Raw genomic sequence first — 20,086 nt, 5'->3', positions numbered from 1 at the left:
CGACGAGACGCGGCGCGCCTCGTCAGCGTGTTTGCGCGTGGCGCGGGGCCTCGGCTCAGTGAATTTGCGCGCCGGCGGGCATGACGTGCTCGCCCGTATCGATCAGATCTTCCAGAAAAAAGGGCTCGGTGTTGAGTTGTGCCGACGACCCGGGCTCCCCGGCATACCAGGTCACCATCGCCATGTCGCCGAGAATGCGCATCACGATGCCGCGCGCGCCTTGTGGCACGGCGATATGAACGGAACGGACGATAGAACCGATTTGCATGATGTTTCCCCGTTACCTCGCTACCTACGCCGGCTCTCTCGAAGAAAGACCGGTCGGCATGCTGACTAAAAAGACCGACGCGCACTGGTTGCGCGCGCATCCAAACCCCGCCTCGGGCGACCCGGTCTCTGCGCGCACGAGGCACGGCCGGACCCTTGGCATCCCCATTGTTGCCTGTTTGAGCGCGCACGCAAAGCGAAAAAATAGGGGGGTGTATCAACGACTGCAGCGGCGCTGCACCCCGCGCCGCCCTTCTCGCTCAGGTTTGCCCGCGCGCCTTACGAAAGGCTGTCTGTAACAGATGGTAAACCCGGCGCTTCGCGCGCTTGCCAGGGCAGTCCCTGAAAAAGTACGCTGATGCAGGGTGACAGGCGCTATAGTCCTGTCCGAACCGGGCACCATCCATGCTGCGGCGCAGCCGGGGCACAGACCTCACGCGCGCCCACACGCGCCGGTCATGATACCGATAACCGAAACGCTCGCCCCTCCGGCCCGACCCGCCTCGCGAGCCACACTCCGACACCAGCTAAGGAACCTGCCGTTCCATGTGGATCGTTCGACTCGCGCTCAAGCGCCCGTACACGTTCGTCGTGCTCGCGTTGCTGCTCTTGATCGTCGGGCCACTGACGATCTTGCGCACGCCTACGGACATTTTCCCGAACATCGACATTCCGGTGCTTTCGGTGATCTGGACCTACACGGGGCTGCCCGCCGACGAGATGGAAAAGCGTATCGTGCTCAACTACGAGCGCGGCCTTTCGGTGGCCGTGAACGATATCGAGCACACCGAATCCACTTCGCTCAACGGCATTGCGGTCGTCAAGATCTTCTTCCAGCCGCATGCCAATATCCAGGAAGCGCTCGCCGAGGTCACGGCGCTTTCGCAGGCGCAGTTGCGCTCGCTGCCGCCCGGCATTCAGCCGCCGTTCATCCTGCGCTACAACGCCTCGACGGTGCCGATCCTGCGCCTGTCGCTTTCCTCGCCGCAGCTCACCGAGCAGGAGCTGTTCGACTACGGCAACAACTTCCTGAAGACGCAGCTCGCGACCGTGCCGGGCGCATCCGCACCGCTGCCCTATGGGGGCAAGCAGCGGCAGATCATGGTCGACATCGACCAGCGCGCGCTGCAGCAGCACAATCTCTCGCCCATGGACGTGGTGAATGCGATCAGCGCGCAGAACCTCATCCTGCCCTCGGGCACGGCAAAAATCGGCGCGACCGAATATTCAGTGACGATGAATGCAAGCCCCGATAGCCTGGCGGGCCTGAATGACATTCCCGTGAAAACCACGGACAGCGGCACGATCTACATCCGCGACGTCGCGCACGTGCGCGACGGCTACGTGCCGCAGACCAACATCGTGCGCGTGGACGGGCAGCGCGCCTCGCTCCTCACCATCAACAAGAGCGGCAACACGTCGACGCTCGAAATCGTCGATCGCATCAAGGACATGATGCCGGCGCTGCGCAACCTCGTGCCGCCGTCGCTCAATATCGACCCGGTCGCCGACCAGTCGCTGTTCGTGCGCGCCTCCGTGCAAGGCGTGCTGCGCGAGGCGCTCATCGCGGCCGCGCTCACGGCGCTCATGATCCTGCTCTTTCTGGGCAACTGGCGCGCCACGCTCATCATCGCGATCTCGATTCCGCTTTCGATGATCACGTCGGTCATCGTGCTCGCGGCGCTTGGCGAAACCATCAACATCATGACGCTGGGCGGCCTCGCGTTGGCGGTCGGCATTCTCGTTGACGACGCAACGGTCGCGATCGAGAACATCAGCCAGCAGCTGGAACAGGGCAAGACGCTCGAACAGGCGATTCTGGACGGCGCGCATCAGATCGCGATTCCCACGCTCGTCTCGACGCTCTCCATCTGCATCGTGTTCGTGCCGATGTTCCTGCTCACGGGCGTGGCGCACTATCTGTTCATCCCGCTCGCAGAGGCCGTGGTGTTCGCGATGCTGGCGTCGTACTTCTTCTCGCGAACGCTCGTGCCCACGCTCGCGAAGTACCTGATGCGCCATCATCACAAGGCCGCCGACCTGCATCACATGCATGGCGCGACGCGCAATCCGTTCATGCGCATTCACCTCGCGTTCGAGCGCGGCTTCGAGGGGCTGCGCGAGCGCTATCGTGTGTTTCTCGAAGCGCGCGTGACGCATCCCGTTTGGTTCGTCGTGGCGTTTCTCGCTTGCTGCGGCGCCTCGCTGCTGCTGATGCCGTTCCTCGGGCGCGACTTCTTTCCGCAGGTCGACGCCGGCACCATCGCGCTGCACGTGCGCGCGAAAACCGGCATGCGCGTGGAAGAAAGCGCCGTGCTCGTCGACCGCATCGACCAGCGCGTTCGCGAGCTGATCCCGCGCGGCGAACTGCATTCGATCATCGACAACATCGGCCTGCCGGTCTCGGGCATCAATCTCTCGTACAGCAACACGGGCACCATCGGCACCTCCGACGCCGACGTGCTGATCTCGCTGAACGAGGACCATCACGCCACCGCGGGTTACGTGCGCCTTTTGCGCCACACGCTCAACGACGAATTCCCGGGCGTCCAGTTCGCCTTCCTGCCCGCCGACATCGTGAGCCAGACGCTGAACTTCGGCATGCCCTCGCCCATCGACGTGCAGATCGTGGGCCGTGACGTGGCCGGCAACCGCGCGTTCGCAGCGAAGCTGCTTGCGCGGCTGCGCGGCGTGCCCGGTTTCACCGATGCGCGCATCCAGCAGCCCGCGGACCTTCCGCGCATCTTCATCGACGTGGACCGCACGCGCGCGCAGCAGGCGGGCTTCACGCAGAAGGACGTGGCGAGCGACCTGCTCATCACGCTCTCGGGCAGCCAGCAGACCACGCCCACGTTCTGGCTCAATCCGGTCAACGGGGTGAGCTACAACGTCGTGACCGAAGCGCCGCAATACACGATCGATTCGCTGCAGTCGCTCGCCAACATTCCGCTCACCGCGAACGGCCGCAGCAACATTCTCGGCTCGCTCGCGAGCATGCAGCGCGTTTCGAGCAACGCCGTCATCACGCACTACAACGCGCAGACCACGGTCGACATCTACGGCACCGCAGACGGCCGCGACCTCGGCGCCGTGTCCGACGACATCGCGAAGATCGTCGACGCAACGCGCAGCGAACTGCCGAAGACATCGAGCATCGTGCTGCGCGGCCAGGTGCAGACGATGAACGATTCGTTCTCCGGACTATTCGGTGGGCTCGTATTTGCGATCGTGCTCGTGTATCTGCTGATCGTCGTGAACTTCCAGTCGTGGCTCGATCCGTTCATCATCATCACGGCGCTGCCGGGCGCGCTCGCGGGTATCGTCTGGATGCTGTTCCTCACGCACACCACGCTTTCCATTCCCGCGCTCACGGGCGCGATCATGTGTATCGGCATCGCCACGGCCAATTCCATTCTCGTCATCAGCTTCGCGCGCGAGCAGTTGCGCCTGCACGGCGACGCGGCGCGCGCCGCGATCGAAGCGGGCTACACACGCTTTCGGCCGGTGCTCATGACGGCGCTCGCCATGGTGATCGGCATGGTGCCGATGGCCATTGGTCTTGGCGAAGGCGGCGAGCAGAACGCGCCGCTCGGGCGCGCCGTGATCGGCGGCCTCGCAGTGGGCACGCTCGCCACGCTGATCTTCGTCCCCGTAGTGTTCTCGCTCATCTACCGCAAGCTCGGCGAGCGCCGCCAGCGCGCCAGTGAGAACGTGGTGCCCAAATCATGACTACCCTCTCATGACGAATCATTCGCAAACGCCTTCGCCGCACGAGCCGCACCCGGCCCCACGCCGATCGCGCCGCTGGCCCCTCGTGCTCGCCGCGCTCGTCGTGCTGGGGCTCGCGGCGCAGGGCATCTGGTCGCGCCATAGCGCGCATGCCGCACTCGAACGCGACGCGAAGACCGCCAGCACGCTCGCCGTGCAGGTGGTCACGCCGCAGCGCTCGGCGCGCGCGCTCGACCTCGTGCTGCCCGGCAACGTGCAGGCGTTTCTCGACACGCCGATCTACGCGCGCACCAGCGGCTATCTGCGCAAGTGGTACTTCGACATCGGCGCGCACGTGAAGGCAGGCCAGCTCCTCGCCGAAATCGACGCGCCCGAAGTGGACGACCAGCTACGCGCCGCGCGCGCCGACCTCGCCAACGCCGAAGCGAACTACGCGCTCGCCAAAACGACGGCCGACCGCTGGACGCAGATGCTGCAAACGCGCTCCGTGGCGAAACAGGACGCTGACGAAAAAGTCGGCGACATGCTCGCGAAGAAGGCGACGCTCGAATCCGCGCGCTTCAACGTCTCGCGGCTCTCGCAACTGCAGTCGTACGAGCGCGTGACGGCACCGTTTGACGGCATCGTCACGGCGCGCAACGTGGACGTCGGCGCGCTCATCGACGCAGGCAATGGCGGCACCTCGCAAAAGGAGTTGTTCCATCTCGCGCAGGCCGACCGGCTGCGTGTCTACGCCAACGTGCCGCAGGCTTACGCGCAGCAGATCCGCGTGCAGCAGCACGCGTATCTCACGCTCAATGAAGCGCAGGGCAAGCGCTTTGCGGGCGTCGTCGCGCGCACGGCGGGCGCGGTCGATCAGCAGCAGCGGACGATGCTCGTCGAAGTCGATGTCGACAACCGCAGCGGCGAGTTGCTGCCCGGCGCGTACGCGCAGGTGCATTTCGCGCTCGACGGCTCGGCCACGCCGATCACGTTGCCCGGCAACACCTTCCTGTTCCGCCCCGATGGCGTCGTGGTGGCGACCGTCGATGGGCAAGACCGCGTGAAGCTCGTGAAGGTCACGCTCGGCACCGATTTCGGCACGCGCGTCGCGGTGGTAGCGGGCCTCTCTGGCGACGAGCGCGTGATCATCAATCCGCAGGACGCGATCGTGGAAGGCACGCCGGTGCGCATCGTGCAGCCGCGCGGCGCGCATGAGGCCGGTGCGGCGCATGGTGCGAGCGGCGCGCATGGCGCGCACGGTACAAGCGCACAGGCGCAGGGTGAATGATGACGGCCGCCCGCGCCCGACTTCTCGCGTTCACCGCGCTCGCCGCGTTAGCAGCGCTGGGCGGCTGCACGGTCGGGCCCGACTACGTGCGCCCTGCGATGCCGGTGGCCGCGACATTCAAGGAACTCGAGGGCACGGGCTGGACGATCGCACAGCCCGCCGACAACGCACCGCGCGGCGCGTGGTGGACGATCTACGAGGACGCGACGCTCGACGCGCTCGTGACCCAGGTCGAAGGCGCGAACCAGAACGTGCAGGCTGCTCAGGCGCACTTTCGCGCGGCGCGCGCGAACGTCGCGCAGCAGCGCTCGGGCTTCTTTCCGCTCGTGACGGCGAGCGGCGACTTCTCGCGCTACCGCACCTCCGAAAACCTCGCATTCACGTCGAAAGCGGGACGCACGATCAACGATTACTCTCTGCGCATCGACGCGACATGGGAGCCGGACATCTGGGGCCGCGTCGCGCGCAACGTCGAGGCCGCCCGGGCCAACGCGCAGGCGAGCGCCGCCGACATGCAGGCCGTGCTGCTCTCCATGCAGGCCGAACTCGCGACCGACTACTTCGAGCTGCGCGGCATCGACCGCGAACGCCAGTTGCTCGACGACACGATCAAGGCGTACCGCGAGTCGCTCGAACTCACGCAGAACCGCTACGCGGGGGGCATCGCGACCGACGCCGACGTGGGCCAGGCGCAAACGCAACTGCAGACCACCGAGGCGCAGGCCATCGATCTCGGCGTGCAGCGCGCACAGCTCGAGCATGCGATTGCGATCCTCGTCGGGCAGTCGCCGTCGACGTTCTCGCTGCCGGTCGCACCGAAAGCGGTCTACACGGTGCGCGCGATCGCGAGCCCGCCGGGCCTTCCCTCGACCTTGCTGGAGCGGCGTCCCGACATCGCAGCCGCCGAGCGGCGCATTGCGGCAGCGAACGCGCAGGTGGGCGTGGCGACGGCGGCGTTTTTCCCGAGCCTCATGCTCGCGGTGACGGGCGGACTCGAGGCGACCAACTTCAGCCAATGGCTCGTTGCGCCCGCACGCTTCTGGTCGCTGGGGCCGACGCTTGCGGGCACGCTGCTCGATTTCGGCGGCCGCGAGTCGGTGCGCGACGAGGCGCGCGCCCAATACGACGCGAGCGTCGCGCAGTACCGGGAGACCGTGCTCGACGCCTTCGGCGAGGTCGAGGACAACCTCGCCGCGCTGCGCGTGCTGGAGCAGGAGGCGGCCGCCCAGGACCGCGCGGTGGAGGCCGCACAGCGCACGCTCGCGACCATCAGCAATCGCTACCGCAGCGGCGCGATCACCTACCTCGACGTCGTGGTCGCGCAAACCACGGCGCTCACCAACGAGCGCCAGGCCGTGGCGATTTCGCGGCGGCGCATGGCGGCGAGCGTCGCGCTCGTGAAGGCGCTGGGCGGCGGCTGGACCGCGGCCGATTTGCCCGGCAATGCCGCGCTCCTCCATCCGCAGAATGCGCAGAAGGCGCAGCCCGCGAGCGCCGCCAGCGCGCCGGGCGCCGCTCGCGGCGCGCAGTCGGCTGCCTCGCCCGCGCCGGGTTGATCGGCCGCGTCTACCTCGACGCGAGCGCGGCTTGCCTCGCTCGTGCAGCCCTCACCGACACACATCACGTATCAGGGGTATCGTTGCGCCTTTGCACTATCCGCGCCTTGCGTGGGACCGGAGCTAGCGCTGAAGCGTTCGCTCCGCATCGACAGGAGTCGTCGTCGTGACTGCAACATCGGCCACCACGCGCAATGGCGCGCGCGCCGCCGTTCCGTATATCGAACGAGGCACCCGCGAATTCTGGCGCGCGAGCCTCGCACTGCTCTTCGCGGGCTACGCCACGTTTTCGCTTCTCTACTGCGTGCAGCCGCTCCTGCCCGCGTTCTCCGAGACGTTCGGCGTAAGCCCCGCGCAGAGCAGCCTCTCCCTCTCGTTCACCACGGCCGCGCTCGCCATCGCGATTTTCGTCGCGGGTTTCGTCTCCGAAGGCTGGAGCCGGCGCGGCATGATGACCGCCTCGCTGTGCGCCTCGTCGCTGCTCACGCTCGCCTCGGCCTTCGTGCCGCACTGGCATCAGTTGCTCGTGCTGCGCACGCTCGAAGGCATCGCGCTTGGCGGCGTGCCGGCGGTGGCGATGGCCTGGCTCGCCGAGGAAATGCATCCGGACGGGCTCGGCCTTTCGATGGGCCTCTATGTGGGCGGCACGGCCATTGGCGGCATGGCGGGGCGCGTGATCACGGGGATCCTCACGGATCTGTTCGGCTGGCGCGCGGCGGTCGCCGTGATCGGCGTGCTCGGGCTGCTCTCCACCCTCGCGTTCCGCTCGCTCCTGCCGCCCTCGCGCCACTTCATGCCCAAGCGCGGCCTAGGCTTCGCGCATCACCGCGCGGCGCTGCTGCGCCACTTCGCGCGGCCGGGCCTGCCCATGCTGTTCGCCATGGGATTCGTGCTCATGGGCAGCTTCGTGACACTCTATAACTACATCGGCTACCGGCTGATTGCCCCGCCTTATCACATGAGCCAGGCAGCCATCGGCGCGATTTTTCTCGTCTATCTGACAGGCGTGGTCGCCTCGCCGTGGTCGGGCCGCATGGCCGACACTTTCGGGCGCGGCCGCGTGCTGATCGCGAGTCTCGCGGTGATGCTCACGGGCGTGGTGCTCACGCTGTTCGCGCCGCTCACCGCCATTGCCGCAGGGATCGCCTGCCTCACCATCGGCTTTTTCGCGGGCCACGCGGTGGCGAGCGGCTGGGTAGGCCGGCTCGCGCGCGAAGCGAAGGGCCAGGCCGCCGCGGTCTACCTGCTCGCCTATTACCTCGGCTCGAGTGTGATGGGGTCGATCGGCGGTCATTTCTGGGCCGCGGCCGGCTGGGGCGGGGTGGCCGGGCTCGTGATCGTTCTGCTGGTCGCGGGGCTTGCGCTTGCGATGAAGCTGCGCGCGCGCGAGCGCGCCGGAGCGGCCTGAAGGGGCGTGCGCCACCGCACTCGAAAGGCATCCGTAATATTCAGACAACTCGCGCTTCGAGCGCTGCGTGCATGGCAGCGCTACGGGGCGCCGCCTCAGGCGGGCCTTGGCGGCGGGGCACGCGCCTCACGGGGCAGCCAGGCGGCCCATGCGCGCGCCGCCTGGCTCGCCGTCCTCACCTATACTCGATTTGAGGCCCGAGGCCGCAGCGCATGCCGTCCGCATGACGACCCGGACGACAACCATTGCGAGCCTTTGTCGCACCTACGATAGCTCTGCATGGGACCAGACTAAGCGCTATAGCGCTAACTCTTGTCGAAAAGGAGACGAGCATGGAAGGTTATTTCACGATCGGCGATTTCGTGATGATCATCCCGATGGCCCTCGCTGGCGCGCTCTTTCTTGGCGCGGTGCCGTGCGCGACGGAGTTCAGACACAACACGCTGCGCGTGATCGGCGCGCTGCTCGGTGTGCTCGCTGCAGTGGCGCTCGTCGAGACGCTGCCTGCGCTGATGTAGCGGATTTTCTTCGCACCTTCCGTTCGACACGCGCCGCGGCTGGCGAGCCGCCGGCGCGAAGCGGCGTCCTGGCGTTTCGGCGCGCGGCAAAGGAAGTACCAGGCGTCGTGTTGGACGAGGAAAAAAAACCGCCTCGCAAGGAGGCGGTTTCGTCGCTCGATCGGGTCGTGCGCGAGACAGAAGCACTCCGCTCAGATGGCCTGATCCGTAGACGGCTTCTCCCACAGATTCACGCCGCCTTCGGTCGCATAGCGGTCGATCTCCGCGAGCTCTTCCTTCGAGAACTCGAGGTTCTTCAGCGCGGCGACGTTCTCGCGCACCTGCTCCGCACGGCTCGCGCCGATCAGCGCCGAGGTCACGCGGCCGCCGCGCAGCGTCCAGGCGATCGCCATCTGCGCGAGGCTCTGGCCGCGGCGCAGTGCGAGGTCGTTGAGCTTGCGCACGTGCTCGAGGTTCGTCGCGCTCAGGTGCTCGCTCTTGAGCGAGCCGCCGCCCGGACGGTTCACGCGCGCATCCTCGGGCACGCCGTTCAGGTACTTGTTCGTGAGCACGCCCTGCGCGAGCGGCGTGAACGCAATGCTGCCCGTGCCGAGGTCGTCGAGCGTGTCGAGCAGTTCCTCCTCGACCCAGCGATTGAGCATGTTGTACGACGGCTGGTGAATGAGCAGCGGCACTTTGTGCTCGGCGAGCAGCGCGGCCATTTCGCGCGTCTTCCCGGGCGAATACGACGAGATGCCCACGTAGAGCGCCTTGCCCTGCTGCACGGCCGTGGCGAGCGCGCCCGCCGTTTCCTCGAGCGGCGTATCCACGTCGAAGCGGTGCGAATAGAAGATGTCGACGTAATCGAGACCCATGCGCTGCAGACTCTGGTCGAGGCTCGCGAGCACATACTTTCGCGAGCCGCCGCCCTGGCCATACGGGCCCGGCCACATGTCCCAGCCGGCCTTCGAGGAGATCAGCAGTTCGTCGCGGTACGGACGGAAATCGTCCTTGAAAATGCGGCCGAAATTGGTCTCGGCGCTGCCGTACGGCGGCCCGTAATTGTTCGCGAGGTCGAAGTGCGTGATGCCGAGATCGAACGCGGTGCGCAGGATGTCGCGCTGGGTCGAGATCGGCGTGGTGTCGCCGAAGTTGTGCCACAGACCGAGCGAGAGCGCGGGCAGCTTGAGCCCCGATTTGCCGCAAAAGCGGTACTGCATTTCCGAATAGCGTTCTGAGGCTGCTTCGTAGGCCATGGTCTGGATCCTCGGCAAAAACGGGTAGTAAGCGAAGGGGCGCGCGGCGCGCCGCCCCCGGCGAGGCAGCTATGTTAGCCAATCCGCTCGGCTAGCGCAGATGCCCACTATGCGGGAAATGCTGTGGCAAGTCGCGTGCCGCGGGAAGAAGACACACATCCTGGACGCGCTGCGGCCGCTCGCCTACACTGCGACGTCCATCCTTTGCGAGAGGTTGCTCATGGCCAAAGCGGTTTCGATCGCGCTCATCGCCTGCGGCGTCGTCCTGCTGTACTTCGGCGGCCAGTCGCTTCATTCATTCGCGAACGACATGTCGCGCCTCTTCACCGGCGCGCCCACGAACCGCACGATCCTGCTGATCGGAGGCGGCGTGGCCGCGACGCTCGCGGGCATCACCGGGCTTGCGATGTCGGGGCGGCGGCGCTAGGCCTTCACGCAGCCGCGCACTAGCAAGCCGCCCGGCGCGCGGCCAACCCCGCTTCGACTCAGAGCTTCACTTCGGGCTTCGACGCCGACCGCGTGCCCGGCAGCGGCACATTGCTCGCGCCGTGATAGGTGTACACGAGCGAAAACTTCACCCTGTCACTCTGGTTCTGCCCCGCCGAATGCAGCGTGTTGCAGTGGAAGAACACGACGTCGCCGGCGGCGAGCGTCGGTGAGATGGCGCGGTCGATCCACGCCTTGTTCTGCGGCAGGTCCGCGCGGAAGAACTTCGCGGCGTCGAAGCATTCCGACGTGAACGGCGCTTCGTGAGAACCGGGCACGAACCACAGTCCGCCGTTTTCCATCGTCTCCGGTCCGAGCGCGAGCCAGACCGACACGAGGTCGTCGCGCTCGAACGACCAGTAGCGCACGTCGCGATGCCAGCCCGTGAGACTGCCGTAGTGCGGGTGCTTCGTCATCATGCAGTTATGATGCGCGCGCGAAAGGACCGGCTCCTCGCCGAAATACAGCTCCATCCATCCCGCGATTTCCGGCGACGTCGCCCATTCGCGAAACAGGGCATGGCGCGAGTAGGCGTCGAGCAGGCGCCGCACCGTATGGCCTCCGGGTGCCTCCTTCGACTCGGGCGCGCCGGGATAGCGCAAATCGGCTTCGAATTCGAGCGGCGCGGCAGCCGCGTGCAACTGCTCCTCGCCCACCCGCTTGATCGCCTCGCAGCGCTCGGGTGAGACGAGCCCCGGCACGACCACGAAGCCGCGTTCGCGTAGCGCCTGCACCTGTTCTTTCTTTGAATGGACTGACATGGGACTTCCGTTATGCGATCTCGATCCGGGCAAGGGCCGCAGCCTGTGTTCGTAGCGCTGTGCGTCGCGACCTTCGATGACACCGCCGCGGCGTCCTGCCGACGTATCGATTGTAAAGCGTGGCGGCACGGGGGGAAGCGCCACGCCGCCGCGCACGGTGGCTCCATGCGGCGACGTCTCACTGCGCGTCTCACTGCGCGTCTCACTGCGCGTCTCACTGCGCACGCGAATGGCGCGCACGCACCGCCATGAGGACAAAGGGTGCGATCGTCTGCATCAAAGACGCGCGGGGGCGGGTATTAACCGACTTTTTGACGTCACGATTCGCGTGTAGCCTTTCGCGCATGTTGTTGCCATTCGCCCAACTATCAGCGCGCGGACGGATCGCCGTGAACCCCTTGTCCCACAAGGCGCTCAAAGAGAAGAATCCGTCACGTCGCGTCCCGCGCTGCGTCCTGCGGCCCGTTTCCTGTCCACCCATATCGTGACGCCCTGGCAGACAGGCACGTTTACTGCTCTTTGTTCAGCGTCGCGCAAGGCGCACTTCGAACCGATTTCGCAACCGCCATGCATACCCTTTTCGATTCCCAACGCATGACCCACGCCGCTCACACAGTCCTCAAAGCGGCCCGCCCTGCCCGCCGCCACGTCGTGCGGGCACTGCGCCATCACGCGGCCCGCACGCGCGCGCTTGGCACAACGGTGCGCGAGGCAAAGCCCGTCGACAGCATGCGCACCTGGTTCCATTCGTTCTTCGCCGTGCTGCGCATGCGCGCGGGCACGCGCCACTTCTCGCTGCGCACCCTCCTCTATCGCCCGAATGCGCCGCTGCGCACGCTCGCCGCGCCCGCCACGGTCCACACGGCGCGCAACTCGCGCAAGCCGCGCCGCATGGGCGCGACCAGCGCGGGCTGGTTCGGCTTCGCGATGCGCTAAAGCCTGCCCGTTTCGCGCACGGCGCGGCGCCCAGACGAAAAACCCCGCAAGGGCTTACGCCCTGCGGGGTTTTTCTTCGCGCTCACGGGCGTTGCCGCCAGCCAGCGCGATGCGGGGTTGCGAGGCTCAGGCCACCGCGCTCACCGGCTCCGTGCCGGCGGCTTCGGCCAGCGCGAGCGCGCGGTCGGTCGCTTCCCACGAGAATTCCGGCTCTTCGCGGCCGAAGTGGCCGTAAGCAGCGGTCTTCTCGTAGACCGGGCGCAGCAGGTCGAGCATCTGGATGATGCCCTTCGGACGCAGATCGAAGTGCTCGCGCACGAGCTTCGTGATGGTCGCGTCCGAAACCTTGCCGGTGCCGAACGTGTTGACCATGACCGAGGTGGGCTGGGCCACGCCGATCGCGTACGAGACCTGGATCAGGCAGCGCGACGCGAGACCGGCGGCCACGATGTTCTTCGCGACGTAACGGCCGGCGTACGCGGCCGAGCGATCGACCTTCGACGGGTCCTTGCCCGAGAACGCACCGCCGCCGTGCGGGGCGGCGCCGCCGTACGTATCGACGATGATCTTGCGGCCCGTGAGACCGCAATCGCCCTGCGGGCCGCCGATCACGAAGCGACCGGTCGGGTTCACGAGGAACTTGATCTCGCCCTTGATGAGCTCGGACGGCAGCACCGGCTTGATGACCTCTTCGATCACGGCTTCGCGCAGCGTGCCGAGGTCGATGTCGGGCGAGTGCTGCGTGGAGAGCACGACGGTGTCGATGGCGTGCGGCTTGCCGTCGACGTAGCGGATCGTGACCTGCGACTTCGCGTCCGGGCGCAGCCAGGGCAGACGGCCGTCGCGGCGCAGGTTCGACTGGCGCTCGACCAGACGGTGCGAAAGGTGGATCGGCAGCGGCATCAGCTCGGGCGTTTCGTCGCACGCATAACCGAACATCAGGCCCTGGTCGCCGGCGCCCTGGTCGAGGTTGTTGTCGTGTGCGCGGTCCACGCCCTGGGCGATGTCCGGCGACTGCTTGTCGTAGGCGACGAGCACCGCGCAGCCGCGGTAGTCGATGCCGTAGTCGGTGTTGTCGTAGCCGATGCGCTTGATGGTGTCGCGCGCGACCTGGATGTAGTCGACGTTCGCGGTCGTGGTGATCTCACCGGCGAGCACGACGAGACCCGTGTTGCACAGCGTTTCCGCGGCAACGCGCGAGTACTTGTCTTGCGTCAGGATGGCGTCGAGGATCGCGTCCGAGATCTGGTCGGCGACCTTGTCGGGATGGCCTTCGGAGACGGATTCGGAAGTGAAGAAATAATCGTTTGCCACGTGTCAGGCTCCTGTAGCTGGTGACGGTTGAATTTCACGTAGCCAGCTTCGGGAGCATTGAAGCGGCGACGCTTTAGCGGAATTGCTGCCCGGCTGCAGTCATAGCCCCGTTCATTGAACGGGTTTTGACCGACACCCGGCTTCGCCCCGCAAGTTGTCTATTAACTCGGCGAAGCCCGTATTATAGCGACTTCCTTAAATTGTCGCAGAGTACCCACGCGTGCCGTTCGTCGCCTTCCCCACACTTCGCAAGTCTCGCAGCGGAGCCGCCGCATGCTAGGCAAACTCGGCTCCCGTTTCGCCATCGGCTTGCTCAAGCTGTTCGCGATCCTGCCCTATGGTTTCGTCGCGCGTCTGGGCGACGGTCTGGGCTGGCTGCTCTACCAGATCCCGAGCCGCCGCAAGCGCGTCGTTCATACCAACCTGCGCCTTTGCTTCCCAGAATGGAGCGACGAAAAGCGCGAGGAAGTCGCGGGCCTGCACTTCCGCCACGCGATTCGCAGCTACATGGAGCGCAGCGTGCAATGGTTCGCCTCGGCGAAGAAGCTCGAAAAAATCGTCGAACTCGACAGCGAGATCGATCTCACCGATCCCGACTTGCCGCCCACGCTGTTCCTCGGGCTGCATTTCGTGGGCATCGAGGCAGGCTCGATGTTCCTCAACTACTCGCTGCACCGGCCGTGCGGCTCGCTCTACCAGCCGTTCTCGAACCCCGAGTTCGAAGCCGCGGCCAAGGCGGGCCGCAGCCGTTTCGGCGCGGAGATGGTGAGCCGCGCGGACAGCGCGCGCGCCGTGCTGCGCTGGCTGCGCGACCGCAAGCCCGTCATGCTCGGCGCGGACATGGATTACGGCATGCGCAACTCCACGTTCGTGCCCTTCTTCGGCGTGCCCGCGTGTACGCTCACGGCCGTGGCGCGTCTTGCGAAAGTCGGTCATGCCCAGGTCGTGCCGTTCATCGGTGAGGTGTTGCCCAATTACAAGGGTTATCGGCTGAAAGTCTTCAAACCTTGGGAAAACTATCCGACCGGCGACGACGACCTCGACGCGCGTCGCATGAACGAATTCCTCGAAGAGCAGATTCCGCGCATTCCCGAGCAGTATTACTGGGTGCACAAGCGCTTCAAGACGCGGCCGCCCGGCGAGCCGGGCGTGTACACCTAGAGGTGGCTCACGCGCCCAACACGACTGCCGAGGCCCGGGTTTTCATCGGCGCCTCGCTTACAATACCGGCATGAAACTCAAATTCACCAAGATGCATGGCGCGGGCAACGACTTCGTCGTGCTCGACGGCTACAGCCAGGACATCCGGCTCACGCCGGAGCGCGTGCGCGAACTCGCCGACCGCCACTTCGGCATCGGCGCGGACCAGTTGCTGCTCGTCGAAAAGCCCACCGTGGAAGGCGTGGATTTCCGCTATCGCATCTTCAATTGCGACGGCGGCGAGGTCGAGCACTGTGGCAACGGCGCGCGCTGCTTCGTGAAATTCGTGCGCGAGCGCAAGCTCACCGATTCGAACCGCGTGCGCGTGCAAGTGCAGAAGGGCACGATCACGCTCGTCGTGCAGGAGAACGGTGAAGTCGTCGTCGACATGGACCGCCCCGAGTTCGAGCCGGCGCTCGTGCCGTTCAACGCCAACGGCCTCGAAGGCCGCCGCGAAGGCAACGACACGCTCTGGCCGCTCGACGTGAATGGCGCGAGACGCTGGGTGTCGGTGGTCTCGATGGGCAATCCCCACGCCGTGCAGGTCGTGGACGACGTCGAGGCGTACCCGGTGAAGACCGAAGGCGCCGTCATCGAAACGCACGCGCGCTTTCCCAACAAGGTGAATGCCGGTTTCATGCAGATCGTTTCGCGCAACGAAGTGAAGCTGCGCGTTTTCGAGCGCGGCGCGGGCGAAACGCTCGCGTGCGGCACGGGCGCCTGCGCGGCCGTGGCGGCAGGCATTCGCCGCGGGCTGCTCGACTCGCCCGTGAAGGTGCATACGCACGGCGGCCTGCTGACCATCGCCTGGGACGGCGCGCGCGACGAATCGGCAGCGCTCACCATGGCGGGGCCGGCCACGACGGTATTCGAAGGCGAGATCGAGCTGGCCGACTAGCGCGAGCGCTCTGGACCCTGGCGGCGCAGCGCGACGAGAGAACGTCGCGCCCCCCAACGACTCGACTGCATGACAGACTGCGCGCCTCCCAATGCGATGCGCGCGCCTCACAACTACAACGCGTCCACAACATGAACGATCGCGAAGTTGCCGACTACCTGCTCGCCCACCCCGATTTTTTCGTCGAGCATGCCGAACTGCTCGCGTCGATCAAGCTGGGCAATCCGCACGGCAAGGCTGCCGTGTCGCTGCAGGAGCGCCAGATGGAGATGCTGCGCGAGAAGAACAAGCATCTCGAGCGCCGTCTTTCGGAGCTGCTGCGCTACGGGCACGAGAACGATTCGATCGCGTCGAAGTTCAACCGCTGGACCACGCGGATGATCGCCGAGCGCGATCCGTACGCGCTGCCGCGCACGATCACGCAGAACCTGCGCGACGTATTCGACATGCCGCAGGCCGCCCTGCGCCTGTGGGACGTCGCCGAGGCTTACGGCCAGGCCGATTTCGCGCGCCATACCGGTGAGGAAGTGCGGATCTTCGCGAACAGTCTCGACACACCGTACTGCGGCGCGAACACGGGCTTCGAGGCCGCGCAATGGCTCGATTCGAGCGAGGGCACCGCCGAATCGGTCGCGATCATCGCGCTGCGCGCGCCCGCGCAAGCCTCGAACGATGCGCCCGAAGGCAACGCCTTCGGCCTGCTGGTGATGGGCTCGCCCGACGCGCGCCGCTTCCACGAAGGCATGGCCACCGATTTCCTCACGCAGATCGGCGCACTCGCGAGCGCGGCGCTTACGCGCCTGCTGCCCCACTGACGCTCACCGACCGCCCCGAACGAAGCCGCCAACCGTGAACTCCACCGATCCGATCGCCGAATACCTCGCGATGCTCGAACACGAGCGGCGGCTCTCGGAGCACACGCTGCGCGGCTACACGCACGAACTCGGCGAGCTTGTGAAGCTTGCCAACGGCAAGCCCCTCGAAACGGTCACGGCCGCGCAGGTGCGCGGGGCGGTGGCGCGCGCGCACGCCGGGGGCCTCTCCGCGCGCTCGATCGCGCACCGGCTCTCGGCGTGGCGCGCCTTTTACCGCTGGCTCGCGGGGCGCGTCGAACTCGAGGCGAATCCGGTGGCCGCCGTGCGGGCGCCCAAGCGCGCGAAGACGCTGCCGAAGGCGCTTTCCGTGGACGACGCCGCGCAACTCATGGAAGCCCCCGCGATTGCCGGTGCGCAGGAAGGCGGTCCCGAAGCGCTGCGTGACCGCGCGATGCTCGAACTGTTCTACTCGTCGGGGCTGCGGCTCGCGGAACTGGTCGGGCTCGACGTGCGCTACGTGAAGCGCGAGGGCTACGAATCGGCGGGCTGGCTCAAGCGCGACGCCGCCGAAGTGGAGGTGCACGGCAAGGGCAACCGCCACCGCGCCGTGCCGGTCGGGCGCAAGGCGCTCGACGCGCTCGACGCGTGGATCGCGGCCCGCGGCGCGTTCGTGAAGCACGACGACGCCCCGCTCTTTCTCTCCGTGCGCGGCAACCGCATGGCGCCCGGTGTGGTGCGCGAGCGCGTGAAGCGCGCGGCCATCGCGGCGGGCATTCCGGCGAACGTGCACCCGCACGTGCTGCGGCACTCGTTCGCCACCCACCTGCTGCAATCGAGCGGCGATCTGCGCGCCGTGCAGGAGCTGCTCGGCCACGCGAGCATTTCGGCCACCCAGGTCTATACGTCGCTCGACTTTCAGCATCTCGCGAAGGTCTACGACACCGCGCATCCGCGCGCCAAAAAGCGCGACTGAAGCGCAGCGGCGCGAGCCCGTCGGCGACAGGCAACGCCGCGTGCCGCGCGCGCAGTTACCCAGCATCGAACCCATCATGAATATCGTCACCCTCAAGCCGTCGAAAGAAAAATCCCTGCTGCGCCGCCATCCGTGGATCTACGCCAACGCGATCGACCGCGTGGACGGCAAGCCCGCCCCCGGCGCGACCGTCATCGTGCGCTCGGCGGACGGCCGTTTTCTCGCGCGCGCCGCGTATAGCCCGCATTCGCAGATCCGCGCGCGCGTGTGGAGCTTCGACGAGAACGAGCCGATCGACCATGCGTTCTTCAAGCGCCGCGTGCAGCGCGCCGTCGCCGATCGCCGCGCGATGGTGAGCGGCACGGGCGCGGTGCGCCTCATCTTCGGCGAGGCCGACGGACTGCCCGGCCTCGTCGTCGACCAATACACCGAAGACGGAGGCGAGGGCCGCAGCCAGATCGTGTGCCAGTTCATGGCCGCGGGCGTCGAGGCGTGGAAGGAAGCGATCGTCGCGGCGCTCACGTCGGCAACGGGCTGCCCGAACGTGTACGAGCGCTCGGACGTCTCGATCCGCGAAAAGGAAGGGCTCGAACAGATCACCGGCCTGCTCGCCGGCGACGAGCCGCCCGAAACGATCATCACGAGCGAGAACGGCGTGCGCTATCACGTGGACGTGCGCAACGGCCACAAAACGGGCTTCTACGTCGACCAGCGCGACAACCGCGCGCTCGTGCAGACCTACGCTGCCGGGCGCGAGGTGCTCAACTGCTTCTGCTATACGGGCGGCTTCTCGCTCGCGGCCATGAAGGGGGGCGCGAAGCGCGTCGTGTCGATCGACTCGTCGGGCGAGGCGCTCGCCACGGCACAGAAGAACGTTCAGGCGAACGGCTTCGACGCGGCGCTCGCCACCTGGCTCGACGCCGATGCCTTCAAGACGCTGCGCCGCCTCTACGACGAAGGCGAGCGCTTCGACCTCGTGGTGCTCGATCCCCCCAAGTTCGCGGCCTCGCGCGAGCACGTGGACCGCGCCGCGCGCGCCTACAAGGACATCAACCTCACGGGTTTCAAACTGCTGCGTCCGGGCGGCCTGCTGTTCACGTACTCGTGCTCGGGCGCGATCGATTCGGCGCTGTTCCAGAAGATCGTGGCGGGCGCCGCCGCCGACGCCAAGGTCGACGCGCGCATCCTCAAGCGCCTCGGCGCGGGCGTCGATCACCCGCTGCTCACGGCGTTCCCCGAAGGCGAATATCTGAAGGGCTTGTTGTTGCAAATCGCCTGAGGCGGCCTTATCTGGAGTCTCCCAGCGGCACGCGTTTCCGGTCGCCCGTTCGAACCCCGATTCGATCTCGTGCCAGGCCCTCGCATGCGAGCGCGGCCCGGATGTGATTCAATACGAAGTTATGTTGTAACACTCGAAGGCATCGGGGCCCGGCGCCCCGCCGCCGCACGGCCCGATGCTTCGGCGCACCGGAACTCAGCACGGCGCGCCTGAACCGACACCCGAACATCTACCAGGCAGACAGCATGGCAACCAGCATGATCCCCGTCACCATCCTGACCGGCTTTCTCGGCAGCGGCAAAACCACGCTGCTCAAGCGCATCCTGAACGAGAAGCACGGCATGAAGATCGCCGTGATCGAGAACGAGTTCGGCGAAGAGAACATCGACAACGAGATCCTCGTGCAGGACAGCAACGAGCAGATCATCCAGATGAGCAACGGCTGCATCTGCTGCACGATTCGCGGCGACCTCGCCCGGGTGCTGGGCGACCTCGCGCAGCAAAAGCGCGACGGCAAGCTGGACTTCGACCGCGTGGTGATCGAGACCACGGGTCTCGCGAATCCGGGTCCGGTTGCGCAGACGTTCTTCATGGATAACGAGATCGCCGACGAATTCCTGCTCGACGCGATCATCACGCTCGTGGACGCCAAGCACGGCAACCGTCAGCTCGACGAACACGAAGTCGTGCAGCGCCAGGTGGGTTTCGCCGATCGCCTGTTCATCACGAAGGCGGACCTCGTCGACGAGGACGAACTCGCCGACCTGCGTCACCGCGTGCTGCACATGAACCCGAGAGCGCAGGTCCGCCAGGTCAATTTCGGCGAGGCCGACATCAAGGAAGTATTCGACCTGCGCGGCTTCAACCTGAATGCCAAGCTCGAGATCGACCCGGACTTCCTCGCGGAAGACGATCATGCGCACGACCACGATCATGACCACGCGCACGCCCACGCGCATGATCATGATCACGCCAGTTGCGACCACGATCACGGCCAGTGCAACCACGAAGGCCACGAGCACGGCCATCACCACCATGCGCACCACGACGACAAGATCAAGTCGTTCGTCTACCGCAGCGACCGCCCCTTCGACCCGAACCGCCTCGAGGACTTCCTCGGCGGCATCCTGCAGATCTACGGCGAGCGCCTGCTGCGCTATAAGGGCGTGCTCTATATGAAGGGCGTGGACCGCAAGGTGGTGTTCCAGGGCGTGCACCAGATGATGGGGAGCGATCTTGCCGCCAAGTGGCTGCCGATCGAGAAGAAGGGCAGCAAGATGGTGTTCATCGGCATCGAACTGCCGCAGGATCTCATCACCGACGGGCTGGACGCCTGCCTCGCCTGAGGATTTCGCCGCTTTCGCGCCTATTTTGAGAGATGCCCGGAGCGCTGCCGGGCGTTTTCGTCTGCCCTTTCCGCGCGCCAGCGGGACCGCCGGCC

The 20,086-nt window shown here is 66.4% G+C and carries 17 protein-coding genes; 13 read left to right on the top strand and 4 right to left on the bottom strand.

Annotation, left to right across the window (positions count from 1 at the left end):
• Positions 1-55: 55 nt before the first annotated feature.
• Positions 56-268, bottom strand: a complete 213-nt coding sequence (locus BMI01S_RS07410; protein WP_028211876.1) for a hypothetical protein — start codon at positions 266-268, stop codon at positions 56-58.
• 545 nt (positions 269-813) lie between these two features.
• On the opposite strand from BMI01S_RS07410, the gene BMI01S_RS07405 reads away from it, so the two are divergent.
• The 5 genes from BMI01S_RS07405 to BMI01S_RS07385 all read left to right on the top strand — a co-directional run bounded on the left by BMI01S_RS07405 (position 814) and on the right by BMI01S_RS07385 (position 8,748).
• The gene (locus tag BMI01S_RS07405; RefSeq protein WP_028211877.1) at positions 814-3,996 is read left to right on the top strand and encodes an efflux RND transporter permease subunit; all 3,183 of its coding nucleotides are present in this window, start codon (positions 814-816) and stop codon (positions 3,994-3,996) included.
• Positions 3,997-4,006: 10 nt separating this feature from the next.
• Positions 4,007-5,266, top strand: coding sequence for an efflux RND transporter periplasmic adaptor subunit (locus BMI01S_RS07400; RefSeq protein ID WP_042288747.1), 1,260 nt, complete (start codon positions 4,007-4,009; stop codon positions 5,264-5,266).
• On the top strand, positions 5,263-6,822 hold the full coding sequence (locus tag BMI01S_RS07395) for an efflux transporter outer membrane subunit (protein ID WP_407668960.1): 1,560 nt from the start codon (positions 5,263-5,265) through the stop codon (positions 6,820-6,822). Before BMI01S_RS07400 ends, BMI01S_RS07395 begins: the two co-directional genes overlap by 4 nt.
• A gap of 166 nt (positions 6,823-6,988) precedes the next feature.
• Positions 6,989-8,230: an MFS transporter gene (locus BMI01S_RS07390; RefSeq protein WP_036018939.1), complete on the top strand. Its 1,242-nt coding sequence runs from the start codon at positions 6,989-6,991 to the stop codon at positions 8,228-8,230.
• 332 nt (positions 8,231-8,562) lie between these two features.
• Entirely contained in the window at positions 8,563-8,748 is a 186-nt protein-coding gene (locus BMI01S_RS07385; protein ID WP_028211880.1) for a hypothetical protein, read from the top strand.
• A gap of 191 nt (positions 8,749-8,939) precedes the next feature.
• On the opposite strand, the gene mgrA is transcribed toward BMI01S_RS07385, so the two are convergent.
• The gene (gene mgrA / locus BMI01S_RS07380) at positions 8,940-9,983 is read right to left on the bottom strand and encodes an L-glyceraldehyde 3-phosphate reductase (RefSeq protein ID WP_028211881.1); all 1,044 of its coding nucleotides are present in this window, start codon (positions 9,981-9,983) and stop codon (positions 8,940-8,942) included.
• Between the two features lie 220 nt (positions 9,984-10,203).
• Here mgrA and BMI01S_RS07375 point away from each other — a divergent pair, with 220 nt between their 5' ends.
• Positions 10,204-10,410, top strand: coding sequence for a DUF3185 family protein (locus BMI01S_RS07375; RefSeq protein WP_028211882.1), 207 nt, complete (start codon positions 10,204-10,206; stop codon positions 10,408-10,410).
• Positions 10,411-10,468: 58 nt separating this feature from the next.
• Here the strand turns inward: BMI01S_RS07375 and BMI01S_RS07370 are convergent, their stop codons facing one another.
• Positions 10,469-11,230, bottom strand: a complete 762-nt coding sequence (locus BMI01S_RS07370) for a phytanoyl-CoA dioxygenase family protein (RefSeq protein ID WP_028211883.1) — start codon at positions 11,228-11,230, stop codon at positions 10,469-10,471.
• 567 nt (positions 11,231-11,797) lie between these two features.
• Here BMI01S_RS07370 and BMI01S_RS07365 point away from each other — a divergent pair.
• Positions 11,798-12,166 (top strand): hypothetical protein, encoded by a 369-nt coding sequence (locus BMI01S_RS07365; protein ID WP_028211884.1) that lies wholly within the window; start codon positions 11,798-11,800, stop codon positions 12,164-12,166.
• Positions 12,167-12,292: 126 nt separating this feature from the next.
• On the opposite strand, the gene metK is transcribed toward BMI01S_RS07365, so the two are convergent.
• Positions 12,293-13,480: a methionine adenosyltransferase gene (gene metK / locus BMI01S_RS07360; RefSeq protein ID WP_028211885.1), complete on the bottom strand. Its 1,188-nt coding sequence runs from the start codon at positions 13,478-13,480 to the stop codon at positions 12,293-12,295.
• 273 nt (positions 13,481-13,753) lie between these two features.
• Between metK and BMI01S_RS07355 the strand changes: the two genes are divergently transcribed.
• The 6 genes from BMI01S_RS07355 to BMI01S_RS07330 all read left to right on the top strand — a co-directional run bounded on the left by BMI01S_RS07355 (position 13,754) and on the right by BMI01S_RS07330 (position 19,991).
• Complete coding sequence (locus tag BMI01S_RS07355; protein WP_028211886.1) at positions 13,754-14,641, top strand: lipid A biosynthesis lauroyl acyltransferase; 888 nt, start codon at positions 13,754-13,756, stop codon at positions 14,639-14,641.
• A 70-nt stretch (positions 14,642-14,711) separates the two neighbouring features.
• The gene (dapF, locus tag BMI01S_RS07350; RefSeq protein ID WP_028211887.1) at positions 14,712-15,578 is read left to right on the top strand and encodes a diaminopimelate epimerase; all 867 of its coding nucleotides are present in this window, start codon (positions 14,712-14,714) and stop codon (positions 15,576-15,578) included.
• 131 nt (positions 15,579-15,709) lie between these two features.
• A complete protein-coding gene (locus tag BMI01S_RS07345; RefSeq protein WP_028211888.1) occupies positions 15,710-16,393 on the top strand; it encodes a DUF484 family protein in 684 nt (227 codons plus the stop codon).
• A gap of 34 nt (positions 16,394-16,427) precedes the next feature.
• Positions 16,428-17,366: a tyrosine recombinase XerC gene (xerC, locus tag BMI01S_RS07340; RefSeq protein ID WP_028211889.1), complete on the top strand. Its 939-nt coding sequence runs from the start codon at positions 16,428-16,430 to the stop codon at positions 17,364-17,366.
• A 76-nt stretch (positions 17,367-17,442) separates the two neighbouring features.
• Positions 17,443-18,645 (top strand): class I SAM-dependent rRNA methyltransferase, encoded by a 1,203-nt coding sequence (locus BMI01S_RS07335; protein WP_028211890.1) that lies wholly within the window; start codon positions 17,443-17,445, stop codon positions 18,643-18,645.
• A gap of 257 nt (positions 18,646-18,902) precedes the next feature.
• On the top strand, positions 18,903-19,991 hold the full coding sequence (locus BMI01S_RS07330) for a CobW family GTP-binding protein (protein ID WP_028211891.1): 1,089 nt from the start codon (positions 18,903-18,905) through the stop codon (positions 19,989-19,991).
• Positions 19,992-20,086: the final 95 nt, after the last annotated feature.

The sequence above is a fragment of the Paraburkholderia mimosarum LMG 23256 = NBRC 106338 genome, assembly GCF_000739815.1.
In the GTDB taxonomy this organism is placed as follows: domain Bacteria; phylum Pseudomonadota; class Gammaproteobacteria; order Burkholderiales; family Burkholderiaceae; genus Paraburkholderia; species Paraburkholderia mimosarum.
This window is presented reverse-complemented; position numbering and strand designations above follow the sequence as displayed.